The following is an 18,307-nucleotide window of genomic DNA, read 5'->3' as shown; positions in this document are numbered from 1 at the left end:
CTCGTTTTGATATTTAAGATCTGCATCAGCCGATGTTAGCCTTTAGAGCTATCGGCAGCGTCCTGAGGCGTCTCTTCACGCACTGCCTGACAGTGTGAATCAAACGAGGAGCGTCTTTCGTGAGCGTCGAATTCATCGGCATGCTCCAGCAGCAAAAAGTGTCGGAGACGTATCTGGCGCGTGGTCCGGCAATCGATATCGACTACCTCCGCGACTTCGCCCAGGCGCACGAGAAAGCCGGCTTCGACCGCGTTCTCGTGCCCTATCAGTCGACCAGCCCCGACGCCATGCTGACCGTCGCTTACGCGGCCGGCGTCACGCAGCGCATCCACTTCATGCTCGCGCATCGCCCCGGATTCGTCGCGCCAACCCTGGCCGCACGCCAGCTCGCCACGCTCGATCAGCTAAGCGGCGGCCGCCTCGCGGTCCACTTCATCTCGGGCGGCAGCGACGTCGAGCAACGCCGCGACGGCGACTTCCTCTCGCACGATGAACGCTACGCCCGCACCGACGAATATCTGCAGATCCTGCGACGCGTGTGGACCGAATCCGAACCCTTCGATCACGAAGGCCGCTATTACCGCTTCGAAAAAGCTTTCTCCGAAGTGAAGCCGAAGCAAGCCCCGTACGTGCCGATCTATTTCGGCGGCGCATCGTCACCGGCTATCGAAGTCGCGGGCAAGCACGCCGACGTCTACGCGCTGTGGGGCGAATCGAAGGAACAGGTGCGCGAACAGGTCACCCGCATTCGCGCCGAAGCGGCAAAACATGGGCGCAACGTGCGCTTCTCCGTATCGTTCCGCCCAATCCTTGCAGCAACCGAAAAGGCCGCTTGGGATCGCGCCGAACATATTCTTGCTGAAACGCGGCGGCTTCGTGCCGAGCAAGGTCTCGGTGAAGCGACGCCGCAACAAAGTGAGGGCGCGCGCCGCCTGCTGGCTGCAGCAGGCGATGGCGTACGTGCAGACGATCGCCTGTGGACCGGCGTGGCAAAGGAGATCGGCGGCCGCTCGAATTCGACCGCGCTCGTCGGCACGCCGTCGCAAGTGGCCGAGACGCTGGCCGAATATCACGCGCTCGGCGTGACCACCTTCCTGATTCGCGGCTTCGATCCGCTGGAAGACGCGCTCGATTACGGCCGCGAGTTGATCCCGGCCGCGCGTGAACTGACCTCGCAAATAGCGCACGCCGCGTGAAGCTGGAATAAGCGATGAGCCATGAAAAACTGCGCGGATTCATCAGCGAGATTGCGCAACTCGTCGATCAAAATTCTTCCGAAACTCACGTGCTCGAACAAGGTGCGGTTGCGCTCAGCAAGCTGATAGCCGAAGACGACTGGCTACCCGATGCCTATGCGAAACCGTCGCCTGATCGCTATCAACAATTCCTGCTCTACGCCGATGCGCGTCAACGCTTCTCGGTCGTCAGCTTCGTATGGGGACCGGGTCAGCAAACGCCCGTTCACGACCACACGGTGTGGGGTCTCGTCGGCGTATTACGGGGCGCGGAAGTCGCGCGCTCGTATGCACGCAACGACCACGGAACGCTCGTTACATCGGGTGAAGACCAGTTGCTCGAACGAGGCGCAGTAGCGGCGGTGTCGCCGTCCATCGGCGATATTCATCGCGTGAGCAACGCATTCGACGACCGTGTTTCCATCAGCATTCATGTGTACGGTGCGAATATCGGCGGTGTCTCGCGGCACGTCTATCCCCTTGACGGTCCGCCGAAGCCCTTCGTCTCCGGCTATACGAACGACACGCTCCCCAACCTCTGGAACCTCTCGAAGGAAAGACTCGACTCATGAGCGCCATCCCCCAGCGCAGCTTCAACGACGTGCGCGACGCCCTGCTTTCAAAGCGCGAGATTGCTTTCCTCGATGTCCGCGAAGAAGATCCGCACGCGCAGCGTCACCCCTTGTTTGCAGCGAACCTGTCGTTATCGAAGATCGAACTCGACGCCTTGACGAAGCTGCCGCGCAAGAGCGTGCCGATCGTTTTGCTCGATGACGGCGAAGGTCTCGCGGAACCCGCCGCACGACGGTTCGAAGAACTCGGCTATACCGATGTTGCGTTGTTCGAAGGCGGCCTGAAAGGCTGGGAAAGTGCAGGCGGCGAAGTGTTCCGCGATGTCAATGTACCCAGCAAGGCGTTCGGCGAGTTCGTGGAAGCGAAGCGGCATACGCCGGCGTTATCGGCGGAAGCAGTCGATGCGTTGCTGAAAAGCGGCGAGGACGTGGTCGTGCTGGACGCGCGCCGCTACGACGAATATCAGACGATGAACATCCCCGGCAGCATCAGCGTGCCGGGCGCTGAACTTGTGCTGCGTGCCCGTGCACTCGCGCCCGATCCCAAGACACGCGTAATCGTGAATTGCGCAGGGCGTACGCGCAGCATCATCGGCACGCAGTCGCTGGTGAATGCCGGGATTCCGAACCCGGTGGCCGCGTTGCGTAACGGCACGATCGGCTGGCTGCTTGCGGGCCAGTCACTTGCCTATGGCAGCGCCCGGCAGTTCGCCACCGACGACGGCCGTGCCGACACCGCTTCGCGTGAATCAGCCCGGTCCGTAGCCGATCGCGCGGGCGTGAAACGCACGACGTTCACGGAGGCGCAAGGCTGGGCGGAAGACGTGGAACGCACGACGTATCGCTTCGATGTCCGCACGCCGGCCGAATACGAACTCGCGCATGCAACGGGTTTTCAAGGCGCGCCGGGCGGCCAGCTCGTGCAGGAAACGGAGATGTTCGCGCCGGTTCGCGGCGCCCGCGTGGTCCTCTTCGATGACGACGGCGTACGCGCCAACATGACGGCGTCATGGCTCGCGCAGATGAACATCGACGTGTATGTAATCGATGATACAACCGGCACCGACCTGATCGAACGAGGCCCGTGGCGTGCCGCAAAACCACTGCCCGCAGCCACGCCCACGATCACCGCGAACGACCTCGCCGCCCTGCTCGATGATCCCGCTAGCCAGACCATCGTGCTCGACTTCACGGCGAGCGCCAACCATGTGAAGGGCCACATTCCCGGCGCATGGTGGACCGTGCGCTCGCGGCTTGCGCTCGACCTGCCCGCGCTGCCGGACGCGAAACAATATGTGGTCACGTGCGGATCAAGCGCGCTTGCCGCGTTCGCCGGACCGGAAGTGGCGGCGCTCACATCGAAGCCTGTCCTGTTGCTAGAAGGCGGCACCGCTGCATGGACCGCGGCAGGCTTGCCGCTTGCCAAGGGCGAAACGCACCTGGCTTCGCCGAGAATCGACCGGTATCGGCGTCCGTATGAAGGCACCGACGCGCCGCACGAAGCAATGAACGCCTACCTTGAGTGGGAGTACGGGCTCGTCGCGCAACTCGAACGTGACGGCACGCATGGTTTCTTCGTAATTTAAAGTCAAAGGTCTGACACGTCCCTATCCGCGTCATTCCAACTCCGGCGATTAGCAAAGCAGAACAACGCGTTTGTCTAATGCCGCGGCGAATCGTATCGTGAATGTTTTTTCCTGCATGGATGATTCATGAAACGACGCAGCCTCCTGTTGATTGCCGCGCTGACTGCATTCGTCGCGCTGCGTCCTCTTGCTTCGGTCGCCGAAACCGTTCTGAAAGTCGGTGACCAGCAGTTGCAGACACGCGGCATTCTCGAAGCATCCGGTCAGTTGAAAGACGTGCCGTACCAGATCGAGTGGTTCAATTTCCCCGCTGCGCAACCGCTCGGCGAGGCCTTGAATGCAGGCGCAATCGATATAGGCGGTCTCGGCGACGCCCCGCTGATCTTTGCTTACGCCGCCGGAGCGCGGGTACGCGCGGTAGCGGCCACCCGCTCGCAACCGGTCGACCTCGCGATTCTCGTGCCCGCCGGATCCCCCATCAAAAGCGCTGCCGATCTGAAAGGCAAACGCATAGCGACTACGCGCGGTTCCATCGGCCATTTCCTGGCCATCGCGACGCTGGAGCGTGCCGGCATCAAGCTCTCCGATGTGACGCTCGAGTTCATGCAACCCGCGGATGCCAAGTCAGCGCTCGAGTCGGGCAACGTCGATGCATGGTCCACATGGGACCCGTATGTCGCGCTCGGTGAATTGCGCGATAACAACCGCAGCGTGGCGAATGGTGTGGGACTTTCATCGGGACTCAGCTTCCAGGCCGCGACCGATGAGTCGCTCAAGGCGAAGCGCGCGCAAATCGATGACTTCGTGCGTCGCGTAGCGGCCGGTCAACAATGGGCGCTGTCGCATCCCGACGAGGTCGCGGCTATCCAGTCACGCGTCACGCACCTGCCGGCCGATGTGCTGAAGGTCGTCTATCAGCGCGCGCAATTAAAGCCCATCACGATCGACAGCAAGGTGATCGCCGAGCAGCAACGCACCGCCGACCTCTACGTTCGAGCGGGCGTGATCAAGACGACGCTCGACGTAACACCGAGTTTCGACGCCCAGTTCACCGCGCATTAACACTCGTAGATAACGGACCTTCCGATGACCGTACGGCATCCACCCGCTGCCCTGCAGGACCCGATTGCGCTCGACGCCCTCGCCGATCTCGACAGCGCTGCCGCCGACCAATGGCTCGCCGCGCTCACTCAGGATTTCTCGGCGAGCGCCGGAGCGCTGGATCGTGATGCGATCTTTCCCCACGATAATCTCGCCTGTTTGAGAAGCGCCGGCTTGCTCGCGTTGACGGTACCGCAGACGCTCGGCGGCCGGCAAGCGACGCTCCCGCAAGTCCTGAAGGTGGTACGCGCGGTTGCACGCGGCGAACCGTCGACGGCACTGATCCTCGTGATGCAGTGTCTTTATCATCTGCGCCTGCAGGCCAATCCAAACTGGCCGCAAGCGTTGAAAGAACAGGTAGCGCGCGATGCCGTGGAAAACGGCGCGCTCATCAACTCGCTGCGTGTTGAGCCCGAGTTGGGTTCGCCCTCGCGCGGCGGTTTGCCCGGCACGATCGGTCGTCTGACCGATAGCGGCGACGCGTGGATTCTCAACGGCAGCAAGATCTATTCGACCGGCAGTCCGGGCCTGACATGGTTCGCAGTTTGGGGCCGCACGGACGAGACTTCGCCGCGGGTCGGGACGTTCCTTGTGCACCGCGACACACCCGGCATTCGGTTCGGCGAGCCGTGGAATCACCTCGGCATGCGTGCAACCGGCAGTCACGAAGTGATCTTCGAGAACGTACGTGTTCCTGCCGCTCATGCCGTCGACCTGAATTCTCCGGAGATCGCTGCGAGCGGCATGGACCCGCTCACCACGCTGTGGATGAACGTGCTGCTTTCGTCGATCTACGACGCCGTCGCCCGGTCTGCGCGCGACTGGTTTGCATCATGGGGCACGGATCGCAAACCCGCCAACCTGGGTGCGCCGCTGTCGAGCCTGGGCAGTTTCCAGCAGACGCTTGGCCGTATCGATGCATTGCTGCTCAACAACCGTGTGTTGCTGGACGCCGGCTCGCACGGCAACATTCCGTTGCATGAAGCACCGGCCATCAAATACCTCGTGACGCAGAACGCGATCACCGCCGTTGAACTCGCGGTCGAAGCAAGCGGCAATCCGGGGCTGAGCCGCAACAATGCGCTCGAACGCCATCATCGCGACGTGCTGTGCTCGCGCATTCATACGCCGCAAAACGACGCACTGCTCAGCGCATTCGGACGCACCGGGTTCGCCTCGCACCAAGCCAAATCTTCTCTTCAGGGAGCACCACTATGAGCGTTGAATTCATCGGCTATGTGAGCCATCAGGAATCAAGTGAAATCCACTTGCCGCAAGGACCCGCGGTCAATCCGCCGTACATTGCCGCGGTCGCGCAAGCGCATGAATACGGTGGTTTCGATCGCGTGCTGATCGCTCATTCAAGTGCGTCGCCGGACGGCTTCCAGATAGCGTCGTTCGTCGCGCAACAGACGAAGCGTCTGGGTATCCTGCTTGCGCATCGGCCGGGCTTTGTCGCGCCCACGCTCGCCGCCCGTCAACTTGCCACGCTCGATCACTTCAGCGCGGGCCGCACCGCCGTGCACATCATTTCCGGCGGCGACGATACCGAACAACAACGCGACGGTGACTTCCTCGAGCACGACGACCGCTACAAGCGCACCGATGAATATCTCGATGTCGTGAAGCGGTCATGGACAAGCGAAACGCCGTTCGATCACGAAGGTGCGTTCTATCGCGTGAAGAGTCACCGGTCGCTGGTTCGTCCGGTACAGAAGCCGCATCTGCCGGTGTATTTCGGCGGTTCGTCGGAAGCGGCAATCCAGGTCGCGGGCAAGCATGCCGACGTATTCGCGCTGTGGGGCGAGTCGCTGCAGCAGGTCGCCGAGACCATCGCCCGGGTGCGCGCCGCCGCCAAACCGTATGGCCGTGAGAACGCAATCCGCTTCAGCCTGTCGCTGCGCCCGATCATCGCTTCAACAGAAGATGCAGCATGGGCACGCGCAGAATCGATCCTCGCGCGAGCAACAGAGGTGGTGAAAAGCAATCCTAACTTTACACGTCGACCGACCGAACCCAAGAATGTCGGTGCACAGCGTCTGCTTGCCGAAGCGGCAAAGGGTACCGTGGTGGACAAGCGCCTGTGGACGGGCATCACCGCGCTGACAAAAGCGGCGGGCAACTCCACGTCGCTGGTCGGCACGCCCGAACAAGTGACGGAAGCTTTGATCGAGTATTACCGTTTGGGCATCTCGACGTTCCTGATCCGTGGTTTTGATCCGCTCGAAGATGCATTGGGTTATGGCCGCGATCTGTTACCGCTGGTGCACGCGGCAGTCGCGCATGAAGATAGCAAAGCGAACTCGAAGGAACTCGAAGCGGTCCAGGACTGAAGAAAATCAGGCGACGTGAACGGCACTGACATCGGGCAACTCCCGCTGCAGCGCCGTCCACGTTACGCCCAAAGCGCCTTCGACCTGTTGCAATTCCACCATCGCGCAATCGCGAACAATAAAGACCGCTGCAAGGTCATCAAACGATGTCGACGCAAGGCGTCTGGGCGCGGCAAATGTCGTTCCTACGCTCTGAAGCAAAACGCGCTCGGAGCCATGAGGGCCGGCGACGATCGCCTTCATGCGCAGCAGTCGATCACCGGTCATACCGGTGATATTTTCGAGCCACTCAAGAACATCTTCCCAGTTTGGTTTCTGCGTAAACCGGGCGCGGAACACGCGAACGCGAGGATGGAGCAAGGCCTCCCCGACGCGCGTTGGTTCACTGACCACGATCCGCGGTGACACCGAGGTATCCACCTCAGCAAAGGCCTCGCGCGCCCGGATCGATGAAGAAAACTCATCGACAATACGCGCCAACGGATTGACGCCCGCAACCACACCGCGTGCCTGCGCGCGCCGCTCAGCACTGACAAGATCGATCTTGGTCAGCACCACTGTATGCGCGGCGGTAAGCTGCGCGGAGGCATCTTCGAAATCGCTGTCGAGCGGCGGGCGGCTACAGTCGTAAGTAGCCACGATATGCAGCCGGAACCGAAACTTCGCGAGCTGTTCCAGCGAACGCATGACGGCCCCAGGCCGCGACAACCCGCTGCATTCCAGAACTATGCGCTCAAAAGGCTCTTTGCCCTCCTCCGAGCGCAAGGCGACCAGCTCTTCAACTGTCGTTACCAGATCATCAGTCAGTGAACAACATACGCAACCGTTGCTGAGGGTTGCCATCGTCATGCCACGGGCCGACTCCGAAAGCACTGCCCCATCGATGTTGATCGCACCCACCTCGTTCACGATCACGGCTGTCGATGCACCGCTACCCGCGTCAAGCAACGCTTCGAGCAACGACGTCTTGCCGCTTCCCAGAATTCCGGCGAGGATGACAAATTGCGTGCAGGCCATATTCATGCCTTTCGTCCGAACGGTGTCTCATCATCAGGCCAGGTAGCCGATACCATCGCGCGTACATCTGCTAATAGCGCCTCGGCCGCAAACACCACACCGCCTTTGATGGTCAGTTCGATCGAGCGCTTTTGTTCCAGGGAGCGCGACTCGTCGTTCAGCCGCAAGGCGCCGGTTCCGTAAAGCAACTTGAAATCGGTCAAAGGGTTCTGGTCATGCACGAGAATGTCCGCACAGCGACCGACTTCGAGCGTGCCGGTCTCGTCTTCTATGCCCAGCAATTCGGCAGATTGAGCCGTAGCCGCGCGCAACACTTCCAGCGGCGAAAATCCTGCCTCCTGAAACAGTTCGAGTTCCCGGACATAACCGAACCCGTAGATCTGGAACATGAATCCTGAGTCGCTGCCCGGACATACGCGCCCGCCCCTGTTCTTGTACTCGTTGAGGAACTGCATCAGGAGACGAAAGCTCTCGCGCCACTCGACTTCGTTCGTGACCGACCACCGATAGAAATAAGCACCGTGACCGCCGCGCTGCGGCTGAAAATATTTCCACGTGGTGTTGTCGGTATACGCATCGTGCCATTCAGCCCTGCGCGCACGCATGAGATCCCGGTTGCCGTCATACACGTTCATCGTGGGGACGAAGGTATGGCCAACGGCCAGGAATGCATCCAGCACGTCATTCCACTTCTGACTCCCAGGCTTCGCCGCCTGGAGGAACGTCTGGCCGGCCGTTGAGAATCTCAGGTACTCGTCGTTATAGTTGTAGTCGTCTCCAATCGTTTGCAGCGTCCTGCCTTCGAACAGCGCCTCCGGCAAGCCATACGCGTGCTCGGTGCTTGTCAGCCCCCATTGCGCGGTCTTGAGCGCGTTCATCCGGCCTACCGAGAGCTGCGCATGATGGCAACACGTGCGCAACCCGAGCAGCTTGCACTCGTCCAGAGCCGCTTGCATGATCGCCGGCGGCGCCCCGAAAAACTTCACGCCCTTTGCGCCTTTCTCACTGACTCTTCTCAGCCATTGCCGCCCTTCTTCGGGACTGTAGATTGTCTTGAGGTAGTCGTTGACCGCCGGAAAATAGACGTACGGGTACAGGTGCGGCGCCGCAATGCGATTGGCGTCGGCCGCGGCCTTCTGCTCACAGGTCCATGCGAGGCCGTTCATGCAGCCTGCCTCGCGCACCGACGTCACACCATGGGCAAGCCAAAGCTTGTACACGTAATCCGCGGGCATCATCTCGCCGTTTTCCGCATGAAACGGGGTGCCGATATGTGCGTGACAGTCAATGAATCCCGGCGTCACGAACTTGCCCGTGCAGTCGATCTCGTGGTCGCCCACGGCAGGCCGGCGTTGGCCGTTAATAGGAAGTCCGGGCACGCCTACGGCTGCAATTTCCGTGATCCGGTCGCCTTCAATGACGATATCGGCGGGTCCCCAAGGGGGCGCACCGGTGCCGTCGATAACCGTTGCGCCGCGCAAGACCAGCCTGCGAAACGGGCCGTCGCCACGGTCTCGCGACGAGGACGGACGAACTTGGCCGAGCCCCTTCCTTGCAAAGCCCGCAACCATTTCTTCGCCGACTTCAACAGTGATGTTTGGCGTCGTCATTGTTCCTCCCGGTTTCCGCCACGGACGCAAGCAGTTAAACCCTGATCGCAGCGAGCGGCTGATTTTCGAATGCTATGTCAGAAGACTTTCTTCCCGCACATAGGGTAGGAATTCAAAAAATCAGGCGATACCTATCAAACATACAAAACACACAAGAAAGTTTCCTTTTTCCTGGCGCTTATTCTATGTTTGATACAAATCCGACCGTGTTCATTGCGTTGTTTTGAGGGTAGTTGTGCGAATTGTGGCTGAGTCCAATGACTAACAGGGAGCGCACGGACATTCCGCGCGTTCGACCTCATGGACGAAGTCACACGCATGCATCAGGAGTGGAGATGAACACGGTAGATCTGACGGCAACCTACGACGAGGTCCGGGCAATCCGGCGACGCGCCATTGTTGCGACCGTACTGGGCAATGGCTTCGAATGGTTCGACTTCATGGTGTACGGCTTTTTTGCCATTACTATCGCCAAGCTTTTTTTCCCTACCGGCAACGACCTGAGTTCGTTGATGCTGTCCGTTGCAACCTTCGGCGTCGGCTTTCTGGTCCGTCCGTTCGGCGGCATTCTGATCGGCATTTACGCGGATCGGGCCGGCCGCAAGGCGGCACTGTCACTGACCATTCTATTGATGTGCGCGGGCACCGCGCTGATCGGCCTTGCCCCAACGTACTCGCAGATCGGCGTCGCCGCGCCTTGCCTGATTGTGGTTGCACGGCTGTTGCAGGGATTTTCCGCCGGCGGGGAAATGGGCACGGCAACCGCGTTCCTGACCGAACACGCTCCGAAGGGAAAGAAAGCCTACTACTCAAGCTGGATCCAGACGAGCATCGGCTTCGCCGTGCTGCTCGGGGCATGTTTCGGCACAGGTATCACGCTCGGACTGTCGGTGCAGGATGTCGAAAGCTGGGGATGGAGAATTCCGTTTCTCTCCGGTTTGCTGATCGGACCGATCGGGTTTTTCATCCGTCGCAACCTTGAGGAAACGCCGGTCTTTCTCAATGCCACTGACAAGTCCAAGACTCCGCTTGTCGACGTGCTACGCGACTATCCGCGGCAGACGTTCGCGAGCTTCGCAATGGTCGTGCTGTGGACCGTGTGCATCTATGTGATCCTCTTCTACATGCCGACGTTCTCGGTCAAGGTGCTCAAGCTGCAGCAGTCGGCTTCCTTCATTGCCGCGATGGTGGGTGGCGTGGTGATTACGGTTTGCTCGCCAATCACGGGCTGGTGGTCCGACAAGATCGGCCGGAAATGGCTCCTGGCGTGTTCCGCGGCAGCCATGCTCCTGCTCGCGTGGCCGATGTTCGCAATGATCGTGTCATCCCCGTCGCTTGCCACGCTATGCATCTTTCAGGCCGTATTTGGCGTGCTGATTGCGATCTACACGGGTCCGATTCTCGCCGCGCTCTCCGAAACGTTTCCGACGAAAGTATTGTCGACGGGCTTGTCCGTGGCGTACAACCTCGCGGTCATGACGTTCGGCGGCTTCGCCTCGCTGATTCTGACCTGGCTGATCGCCAAGACCGGCACGGCAATGGCGCCCGCGTTCTATGTGATGTTCGCGGCCGCTTTCAGCCTGCTCGGCGTATTGTTGGGCTACCGGCAACCTGTCGCCAGCAGATCACCCGACATCGCAGTGCCCTGCTAGCGCATCACGCTGCATTAACGGAACAAAATGAAACTCGATACCGCGATCAGGGAGACGATATTACGCGACGCCGAAGTGGTGGCGGGTTCGCACATGCTGGACCGGGAGATCACGTGGGTTCACATGGTCGACCATCCCGACATAGCCCAATGGGTGAAACCCGGCGAACTGTTGCTGACGACTGGGTACAACTGGCCAAGCGACGAGGTTGCCTCGAGAGAGCTGGTCAGGAACCTCAGCAAGGTGGGGCTTGCGGGCGTCGTCCTCGCCGTGCCCCACTTTCGCGAACACTTCCCGCCTGAAGCGCTTGAAGAATCCAACCGGGTCGGCCTGCCGCTTCTCGAACTGCCCTGGGATGTTCCCTTCAGCGAGGTCACTCACGAGATACTCGCGAAGATCATCAACTTCCAGGGCGACATAATCCAGCGGTCCGAAAAGCTGCACCGGGCGCTTACTAATGCGGCTGTCTCTGCGACAAACCTGTCCGACATCGCGGCCGCGCTGACCAGCCTGCTCGGGCGCTTCGTGACATTCACCGATCCGGCCGGGGACATCCTGGGTGGATCGGATACCGTTGAAGCGCTCACACTGCTCGAACCTCAATTCGTTAGCGCGGTGCAGGGTGGCTCGCTGCCTGTCGACCTCGCAGGGATGCAACGGCCGCTCGTGGTGGCGTTCGCGACAGAGGCAGCGGTGCAGCATCGCATCGTCTTCCCCGTCCGTCTGCACGATACCGTCGTCGCACTCATCTGGCTGGATCTTGCAGGTAACGAAACCCAGGAGCTCGATGCGCGCGCGATAGAACATGCGAGCGTCGTGGCAGCGCTGCACATGATGCACCAGCGGCAACTCGCCCAACAGGAAGATCGCCTCGGGTATGCGCTCGTTGCCGGCCTTCTCGACGGCGAATTTTCAGCGACAGCCGGTGCCCTCGAACGCGCCCGAGTATGTGGCTGGAGCGATTCAAAAGCGTATCGCGTGTGCCTGGTTCTGCTCGATGAACCGATTCCGCTGACGTCGGAAGGGCTCGAACGACGCGAGCGCTGGATCGCTTCACTGAAGCGCCAGTTGCGTGCAAGAAAGCTCCCCGAACTCATTGCGATATGGCTGAACCAGATCAAGTTTATTGTCCCGGAAGACGCATCGGCGTCATCATTGTGGGAAGCCTTGTCAGATAAACGCGCCGCCATGGCGATCAGCCGGATTCACACCGGCGTGAAAGGGATGGCAGTGGGAGCGCAAGACGTGGACGCGCTTGTGCCCACGTTACGCCCTGGACGCCTGCATCAATTCGACGAAATTCTCTTCCCTCGAGCGTTGATGGGCGACCCGAATGCTCGCGATCTCCTTGTCGAGCGACTGATCGGTCCTCTCTCGGAGAAACGGCGCGGGGAATCGCTGCTGGAAACACTGTGCACGCTAGCGGACGAGGGGTTCCAGCTCGCCAACACGGCGAAGGCGCTGGGCATTCATATCAGCACGTTGCGTTATCGCGTCGAGCGCATCGAAAGCATACTGAAGCTGTCACTCGAAGATCCAAAGATGCGATTTCAGTTGCAGGTTGCGGTGGCGCTGTCTCGTCTTCGAGAAGACTAGCGGAGTTTTTTCATACGCTTCGTAGGATGACCGCCATCACGTTTCACGCTTTAATCTGAGAAACCGGTTCAGCTATTTGCGTAGCATCGGCTCATCAATCAAGCACTTTCGAAACAAGGTCACCTCCATGTCGATCCAGTCACTCACCGAAGCCGACCGCAAGCATCTGATCCACCCGGTCGTCAGTTATCGCGCCCATGAAGCGCGCGGCGTCACCATTCTCGAATCCGGCCGGGGCGCTTACCTGCGCGACGCAAACGGCAACGAACTGCTGGATGCCTTCGCCGGGTTGTGGTGCGTCAATGTCGGCTATGGTCAGGACAGTATCGTCAAAGCCGCATCTGAACAGATGACCCGCCTGCCCTATGCCACCGGCTATTTTCATTTCGGCTCGGAACCGGCGATCGAACTTGCGGAGCAGCTCGTCAGCAAGGCTCCCAAGTCCCTGCAACACGTCTATTTCACACTCGGCGGCTCCGATGCGGTGGACTCGGCAATCCGGTTCATCACGCACTACTACAACGCGACGAACCGTCCGTCGAAAAAGCACATCATCGCGCTCGAACGGGGTTATCACGGGTCATCGGCTATCGGCGCTGGCCTGACTGCGATTGCGAGCTTTCATCGCAACTTCGACGTACCCTTACCTACTCAGCACCATATTCCATCGCCTTACCCTTACCGCAGCGCGACGCCTGATGATCCGCAGGCGATCATCGCGGCTTCAGTCGCCGCACTCGAAGCGAAGGTAGCCCAGCTCGGCGCCGAGAACGTCGCGGCATTCTTCTGCGAGCCGGTGCAAGGTTCGGGTGGTGTCATCGTCCCGCCTGTCGGATGGCTCAAGGCGATGAGCCAGGCTTGCCGCAAGCTGGACATCCTGTTCGTAGCTGACGAAGTGATCACCGCGTTCGGCCGCACAGGCCCCCTCTTCGCGTGCGAGACGGAAAGTGTTGAACCGGACCTGATGACGGTCGCCAAAGGCCTGACCGCCGGCTACGCGCCAATGGGTGCTGTGCTGATGTCCGACGCGGTTTATCAAGGCATAGCGGACGGCGCGGACAAGTCGGTGGCGATCGGCCACGGCCAGACGTATTCCGCGCACCCGGTCAGCGCCGCGATCGGACTCGAAGTCATGCGCCTCTATCACGAGGGCGGTCTACTGGCGAACGGCATCGCACAAGCGCCGCACTTCGCGAACGGGCTCGACGCGTTGCTGACCCATCCACTCGTGGGCGACGCGCGTCATATCGGCTTGCTCGGCGCGCTCGAACTGGTGTCGGACAAAGATACCCGCAAGGGATTCGATGCGTCGCTCAAGCTGCCTGAACGTCTCTTCGAGACCGCCTACAAGAACAAGATCATATTCCGCGCGTTCGGCGACAACATCCTCGGTTTTGCGCCCGCACTCTGCTATACGCGAGACGACTTCGCGCTGATGTTCGAGCGTGTCACGAAGACGCTCGACGACCTGCTCGAACACGCCGATGTGCGAGCGGCATTGCGCAGCAAAGCCACCGCTTGAGCCAACCCGCTGTCTTTTACGCTGGCGCGCTGCGATTGATTCTCGACGTGACGGACTTCATTGTTCGTCCGTCAGCAGTCTGTCCAACGGCGCGGCGTGCTTCACGAATGGCGACCTGATCACGATGTAGCTGAAGTACTTCTCAATGCCGAGGTTGAGATCCAGCAGCCTTTCCACTACCTCCTGATAGTGGCCTATATTGCCGACCAGAAACTTCAGCAAATAGTCATACCCTCCGCTGACCAAGTGACATTCGATGATCTCGTCGATCTCGCGGACATTCGCTTCGAACCGGATGAAATCCTCACGTCGATGGTCTTGCAGCATCACCTCGGTGAACACCGTCACCGTAGTCGTCAGCTTGGCAAGATTGAGATGCACGCCGTATCCGGAGATGATGCCCGACGACTCGAGCCGTTTGACGCGCTGAAGGCATGGACTGGGCGATAGCCCGACTGCATTGGCCAGGTTTGCGTTCGTTATATTGCCGTTCTTCTGCAGTTCCGCCAGGATCTTGATGTCGATCCGATCCAGTTTCTGTCGAGTGGTCATATCGTGCTCTCGCTTCCGGTGATTTTTTCAGGCGGGTCTATCCGGTCACCCTTTGCTTAGCTCTTCGTGGTGCGCCTTCACCAGTTGCGCCATGCTCGTGAACTTGAACTCGACCGACGGCTCACTGACCGTGCGCATGGTGGCGCCGAAGCCCCGCTGCTCGAACCGGCGGTAGATCCAGCAGGATTTTATGCCGAGCCTGGCCGCTGGTTCGTGATCGTGGAATATGCTGTCTGCAATGTGCAGCGTCTCTTCCTTGCGCACGCCTAGCGACGGAAGGATATCAAGCATGTAATCGAAGTTTCTATGAGACGGCTTATAGGAGCCGACATCTTCCGCCGTAATGACCGCGTCGAAGTCTACTTGTAGCATCGCGTTGCTGCCCGCGAAACTTTCATTGTCAACGTTGGACAGGATGATCAGCTTGAAGTACTTCTTGAGATATTGAAGCGTACTCGCGGAGTCGGGGAACGCGGGCCACTGTCCCACTGATCGACCATATGTAGAAGACTCTTCGATCGTATAAGGAACGCCCCATTCCTCTGCGAGTCGTTTGAAGACGACAGCGAGCAACTCCCTGTAGGGCATCTCCGGCGTGTAGCGCTGCTGAGATGACTCGTGACGCGCATGCGCCTCGAGCACCTCGTCACGCGTCAACGGCTTCTCGACGCGTTGGATCAGAGGCATGAGACCCGCCGTTATGCCGCGTTCCCAGTCGATCAGCGTGCCGTAACAATCGAAGGTGAGCGCCTTGAAATCTGTGAGTCGCACTTGAACCTCCTGGAAAATAAATCGCATTTGAGAGCGCGGCCCGCGACCTGCCGCGCAACATCTTGCGAGTTCGAATCGCCCGGGCGGCAGGCACTATAAAGACGTTACTTTTGCAGCAAGGCTTCCTGATGCGCTTTCACGAGGCCCGCCATGTTGTTAAAGCGGAAGTCCACCTTGGGCTGCTGACCCGGATTCATTGTCGCACCGAAGCCTTCTTGCTCGTGACGGCGATAAATCCAGCACGATGCCAGGCCACATTCGTTTGCCGGCTTGTGATCGTGAAACAGGCTCTCGGCGGTATGCAGGATTTTGTCCTTCTTGATCCCACGCTCACCAAGCTTGTCCAGCATGTATTCGAAATTACGCGGCGATGGCTTGTACGAACCAACGTCTTCAGCCGTGATGATCGCGTCGAACTCGACCTGCAGTTTTGCATTGCTGTAGGTAAAGCTTTCGTTGTCGATGTTCGACAGGATAACGAGCTTGTAATGCTGCTTGAGGTACCGCAGGGCGTCTGCCGAATCTTCGAAAGCCGGCCAGTTCTGCACTGACTTACCGTACGCTACGCAGTCGGCCAGCGTGAACGGCACCTGCCATTCTTCGGCCAGCCGTTTGTACACGATAGGCAGCAGGTCCTGATACCGCTTGGCAGGTGTGTATTTCTGCTGCGAGGATTCGTGGCGTGCATGAGCCTCAAGAACCTGATCGCGTGTCAGCGGCTGCTTGACACGCTCAAGAAGGGGACGCAGGCCTTGGAAGATCCCGGTCTCCCAATCGATCAAGGTCCCATAGCAGTCAAACGTCAGCGTATCGAAGTCAGTGAGTTTCATAACAATTTGCCCTCAGTTGTTCACAGGATGAGACCACAGTGTATTGACTCGTGGCAGCAGCCGTTACTGATGTCGAGATCAGCAGCAGCACGTGGTTTCGTGCGATAGCGGCTAGGCGGCAGATTCTGCTGCCGCCTTGCTCCGGTCGATCGACGTGCCCGCCGCGCAGCGCTTATGTCCCTCTCTCCTACTTTACCGCCAAGATACCGCGTGCCACCCCCTGCGCCACGCCGGATGACTCGAAGGAAGATGTACAGCAGAGTCAGACGCTTTTGGGGGATTCTGTCGATGGCTTTATTTGGAGTCGCGGTCACGGTGCTGATGTGGAGCACGCTTGCATCATGCGTCGTTGTAGTCGGTCATCTACCGCCCCTGTTCGTCAACGGCATCGCCCTGACGGTGGGCGGTTTGCTGGGACTGCCCTGGGCGCGCGACTGGCGGATGCCTCCGCTACTCGCTGTCGCCGGGTCTGCGAGCATGTTTGCATACCATGTCGTCTATTTTTACGCACTCCAGCTTGGCGACCCGGTCGGGGTCAGCCTGATCCATTATCTGTGGCCGATACTGATCGTTATTCTTTCGCCAGTCTTCACGCGCGACGTCCGCATCGGCAGCCGCCATCTCGTGCCGGCCGCTTTAGGATTCGCTGGCGCAATCCTCGCCTGCTTCGCGTCATGGAGCACTGCCTCCGCAAGCGCCGCAGGTCCGGCGGCGTCGGGGATAGGCCATGCCGGAATCGCGGTGACGTGCGTCGCTTACGCGCTAGCCCTGTTATCTGCATTTGCCTGGGCGGCTTACTCGCTGTTGGGCACGCGATATCGGCAAGTCCCCAGTCACTGCGTTGGGCTTTTCTGTTTGAGCGCCGGCCTCGGGTGCCTTGCCCTCTATTTTTCAAGGTCTTCGTGGCCGCACGTGACGATGACCGATGCCGGCGTTCTTATGTACATGGGCTTGGGCCCTATGGGTGGAGCGTTTTACCTCTGGGATTTTGCAATGAAGCGGGGCGATCCACGCAAGACAGCCGTCCTGAGCTATGCAATCCCCGTCCTGTCGACGCTCTTCCTGTCGGCTTACCTGCGTGTCCCAATGACCGCGACGCTTTGGGCCGGCGCCCTTCTGGTGACCGTATCCGTGGCGATGGCATCGCGCAGCCACGGACTGCCTGGCGACTGACCACTTCGTCAAACGCTTGGGACACCCGAAACGCGCCGTGGTATTTTTGTTTGTCCCGCTCCGGCAACCCGGCAGCTTTGCACTTCGGCACTCAGGCGATTCGTATGAACAACCGGGCCCGATATTTATCCGCGATCTGCATCAACGTGCTCTTCCCGTGGCTCGCCTATCACCTTGCGTATCCGCGGTGGGGTCACCTCGGCGCACTGGGGGCCTCCACGCTGCCGCTGATAGCCTGGATGACCTGGGACCTTTTGCGCTTGCGCCACTTTGATGCGCTGAGCGCGATTGTGCTGGTCGGCACGTTGTTCTCGCTGGCGGTGTCATCTTTCATCGATAACTCCCGTACGCAGCTTTTTGAAGAGCCTGTCATCTCCGGTTTGATCGGCATCGCATTTTTGATTTCACTCGCTTTTCCACGGCCGCTCGTGTTTTATCTCGGGCGATCCACCGTCGCTCGCGAGCAGGACGGGGGAACGGCTCAATTCGAGCAATGGTGGCGCGACGATCCTGAGCTCGTAGCGAGCATTCGAAAGATGACACTCGTGTGGGGACTGGGACTGACGGCGGAGAATGCCGTGCGGCTGTTGCTGAATATCGAGTGGCCAGAGGCAACCTGGATTGCCGGCGCTTCCACATTTCTGCGGTACGCGACATACGGGGGATTGACGTTGTGGACCTTCCTGGAGAGAAGGCGCAGGAAGCGAATGAGTCCGTCGGCATTGCCCGCGAAGTGAGCAATACCGATATCAAAATC

16 protein-coding genes are annotated in these 18,307 nt (G+C 59.8%); 11 read left to right on the top strand and 5 right to left on the bottom strand.

The window, feature by feature from the left end; genetic code table 11:
- Positions 1–119 precede the first annotated feature (119 nt).
- The 6 genes from FH08_RS0140315 to FH08_RS0140290 all read left to right on the top strand — a co-directional run bounded on the left by FH08_RS0140315 (position 120) and on the right by FH08_RS0140290 (position 6,827).
- Positions 120–1,196, top strand: coding sequence for an LLM class flavin-dependent oxidoreductase (locus FH08_RS0140315; RefSeq protein WP_031363785.1), 1,077 nt, complete (start codon positions 120–122; stop codon positions 1,194–1,196).
- 14 nt (positions 1,197–1,210) lie between these two features.
- The gene (locus FH08_RS0140310; protein ID WP_031363784.1) at positions 1,211–1,807 is read left to right on the top strand and encodes a cysteine dioxygenase; all 597 of its coding nucleotides are present in this window, start codon (positions 1,211–1,213) and stop codon (positions 1,805–1,807) included.
- Positions 1,804–3,393: a rhodanese homology domain-containing protein gene (locus FH08_RS0140305; protein WP_031363783.1), complete on the top strand. Its 1,590-nt coding sequence runs from the start codon at positions 1,804–1,806 to the stop codon at positions 3,391–3,393. The genes FH08_RS0140310 and FH08_RS0140305 overlap by 4 nt, the downstream gene beginning before the upstream one ends.
- A 126-nt stretch (positions 3,394–3,519) precedes the next feature.
- Positions 3,520–4,455: an ABC transporter substrate-binding protein gene (locus tag FH08_RS0140300; protein WP_031363782.1), complete on the top strand. Its 936-nt coding sequence runs from the start codon at positions 3,520–3,522 to the stop codon at positions 4,453–4,455.
- A 24-nt stretch (positions 4,456–4,479) separates the two neighbouring features.
- Positions 4,480–5,712: an acyl-CoA dehydrogenase family protein gene (locus FH08_RS0140295; RefSeq protein WP_035568474.1), complete on the top strand. Its 1,233-nt coding sequence runs from the start codon at positions 4,480–4,482 to the stop codon at positions 5,710–5,712.
- Positions 5,709–6,827 (top strand): LLM class flavin-dependent oxidoreductase, encoded by a 1,119-nt coding sequence (locus FH08_RS0140290; RefSeq protein ID WP_031363780.1) that lies wholly within the window; start codon positions 5,709–5,711, stop codon positions 6,825–6,827. The genes FH08_RS0140295 and FH08_RS0140290 overlap by 4 nt, the downstream gene beginning before the upstream one ends.
- Positions 6,828–6,833: 6 nt before the next feature.
- Here the strand turns inward: FH08_RS0140290 and FH08_RS0140285 are convergent, their stop codons facing one another.
- Positions 6,834–7,844 (bottom strand): CobW family GTP-binding protein, encoded by a 1,011-nt coding sequence (locus FH08_RS0140285; RefSeq protein WP_035568473.1) that lies wholly within the window; start codon positions 7,842–7,844, stop codon positions 6,834–6,836.
- 2 nt (positions 7,845–7,846) lie between these two features.
- Positions 7,847–9,454, bottom strand: a complete 1,608-nt coding sequence (locus FH08_RS0140280; RefSeq protein WP_031363778.1) for an amidohydrolase family protein — start codon at positions 9,452–9,454, stop codon at positions 7,847–7,849.
- A gap of 335 nt (positions 9,455–9,789) precedes the next feature.
- Between FH08_RS0140280 and FH08_RS0140275 the strand changes: the two genes are divergently transcribed.
- The 3 genes from FH08_RS0140275 to FH08_RS0140265 all read left to right on the top strand — a co-directional run bounded on the left by FH08_RS0140275 (position 9,790) and on the right by FH08_RS0140265 (position 14,224).
- Positions 9,790–11,106, top strand: a complete 1,317-nt coding sequence (locus FH08_RS0140275; protein WP_051888907.1) for an MFS transporter — start codon at positions 9,790–9,792, stop codon at positions 11,104–11,106.
- Between the two features lie 27 nt (positions 11,107–11,133).
- Positions 11,134–12,702 (top strand): PucR family transcriptional regulator, encoded by a 1,569-nt coding sequence (locus FH08_RS0140270; protein WP_031363776.1) that lies wholly within the window; start codon positions 11,134–11,136, stop codon positions 12,700–12,702.
- 127 nt (positions 12,703–12,829) lie between these two features.
- Positions 12,830–14,224 carry an aspartate aminotransferase family protein gene (locus FH08_RS0140265; protein ID WP_031363775.1) on the top strand — a complete coding sequence of 465 codons (1,395 nt, stop codon included), beginning with the start codon at positions 12,830–12,832 and terminating at the stop codon, positions 14,222–14,224.
- Between the two features lie 57 nt (positions 14,225–14,281).
- Here FH08_RS0140265 and FH08_RS0140260 read toward each other — a convergent pair whose 3' ends face one another.
- The 3 genes from FH08_RS0140260 to FH08_RS0140250 form a co-directional block, all read right to left on the bottom strand.
- Entirely contained in the window at positions 14,282–14,776 is a 495-nt protein-coding gene (locus FH08_RS0140260) for an Lrp/AsnC family transcriptional regulator (protein WP_031363774.1), read from the bottom strand.
- Positions 14,777–14,821: 45 nt separating this feature from the next.
- Entirely contained in the window at positions 14,822–15,547 is a 726-nt protein-coding gene (locus FH08_RS0140255; RefSeq protein ID WP_031363773.1) for a haloacid dehalogenase type II, read from the bottom strand.
- Between the two features lie 104 nt (positions 15,548–15,651).
- The gene (locus FH08_RS0140250) at positions 15,652–16,377 is read right to left on the bottom strand and encodes a haloacid dehalogenase type II (protein ID WP_031363772.1); all 726 of its coding nucleotides are present in this window, start codon (positions 16,375–16,377) and stop codon (positions 15,652–15,654) included.
- Between the two features lie 288 nt (positions 16,378–16,665).
- Between FH08_RS0140250 and FH08_RS48990 the strand changes: the two genes are divergently transcribed.
- Both FH08_RS48990 and FH08_RS0140240 read left to right on the top strand, forming a co-directional pair.
- Complete coding sequence (locus tag FH08_RS48990) at positions 16,666–17,550, top strand: DMT family transporter (RefSeq protein ID WP_051888906.1); 885 nt, start codon at positions 16,666–16,668, stop codon at positions 17,548–17,550.
- A gap of 104 nt (positions 17,551–17,654) precedes the next feature.
- A complete protein-coding gene (locus FH08_RS0140240) occupies positions 17,655–18,287 on the top strand; it encodes a VC0807 family protein (RefSeq protein ID WP_031363770.1) in 633 nt (210 codons plus the stop codon).
- Positions 18,288–18,307 lie beyond the last annotated feature (20 nt).

It is taken from the genome of Caballeronia sordidicola, assembly GCF_000729995.1.
GTDB classification, from domain to species: Bacteria; Pseudomonadota; Gammaproteobacteria; order Burkholderiales; family Burkholderiaceae; genus Caballeronia; species Caballeronia sordidicola_A.
This window is presented reverse-complemented; position numbering and strand designations above follow the sequence as displayed.

Bases quoted from the DNA above. Each gene is read 5' to 3' on its own strand.
- FH08_RS0140310 (WP_031363784.1), top strand. From the start codon at position 1,211: ATGAGCCATGAAAAACTGCGCGGATTCATCAGCGAGATTGCGCAACTC.
- FH08_RS0140305 (WP_031363783.1), top strand. From the start codon at position 1,804: ATGAGCGCCATCCCCCAGCGCAGCTTCAACGACGTGCGCGACGCCCTG.
- FH08_RS0140300 (WP_031363782.1), top strand. From the start codon at position 3,520: ATGAAACGACGCAGCCTCCTGTTGATTGCCGCGCTGACTGCATTCGTC.
- FH08_RS0140295 (WP_035568474.1), top strand. From the start codon at position 4,480: ATGACCGTACGGCATCCACCCGCTGCCCTGCAGGACCCGATTGCGCTC.
- FH08_RS0140290 (WP_031363780.1), top strand. From the start codon at position 5,709: ATGAGCGTTGAATTCATCGGCTATGTGAGCCATCAGGAATCAAGTGAA.
- FH08_RS0140285 (WP_035568473.1), bottom strand. From the start codon at position 7,844: ATGGCCTGCACGCAATTTGTCATCCTCGCCGGAATTCTGGGAAGCGGC.
- FH08_RS0140280 (WP_031363778.1), bottom strand. From the start codon at position 9,454: ATGACGACGCCAAACATCACTGTTGAAGTCGGCGAAGAAATGGTTGCG.
- FH08_RS0140275 (WP_051888907.1), top strand. From the start codon at position 9,790: ATGAACACGGTAGATCTGACGGCAACCTACGACGAGGTCCGGGCAATC.
- FH08_RS0140270 (WP_031363776.1), top strand. From the start codon at position 11,134: ATGAAACTCGATACCGCGATCAGGGAGACGATATTACGCGACGCCGAA.
- FH08_RS0140265 (WP_031363775.1), top strand. From the start codon at position 12,830: ATGTCGATCCAGTCACTCACCGAAGCCGACCGCAAGCATCTGATCCAC.
- FH08_RS0140260 (WP_031363774.1), bottom strand. From the start codon at position 14,776: ATGACCACTCGACAGAAACTGGATCGGATCGACATCAAGATCCTGGCG.
- FH08_RS0140250 (WP_031363772.1), bottom strand. From the start codon at position 16,377: ATGAAACTCACTGACTTCGATACGCTGACGTTTGACTGCTATGGGACC.
- FH08_RS48990 (WP_051888906.1), top strand. From the start codon at position 16,666: ATGGCTTTATTTGGAGTCGCGGTCACGGTGCTGATGTGGAGCACGCTT.
- FH08_RS0140240 (WP_031363770.1), top strand. From the start codon at position 17,655: ATGAACAACCGGGCCCGATATTTATCCGCGATCTGCATCAACGTGCTC.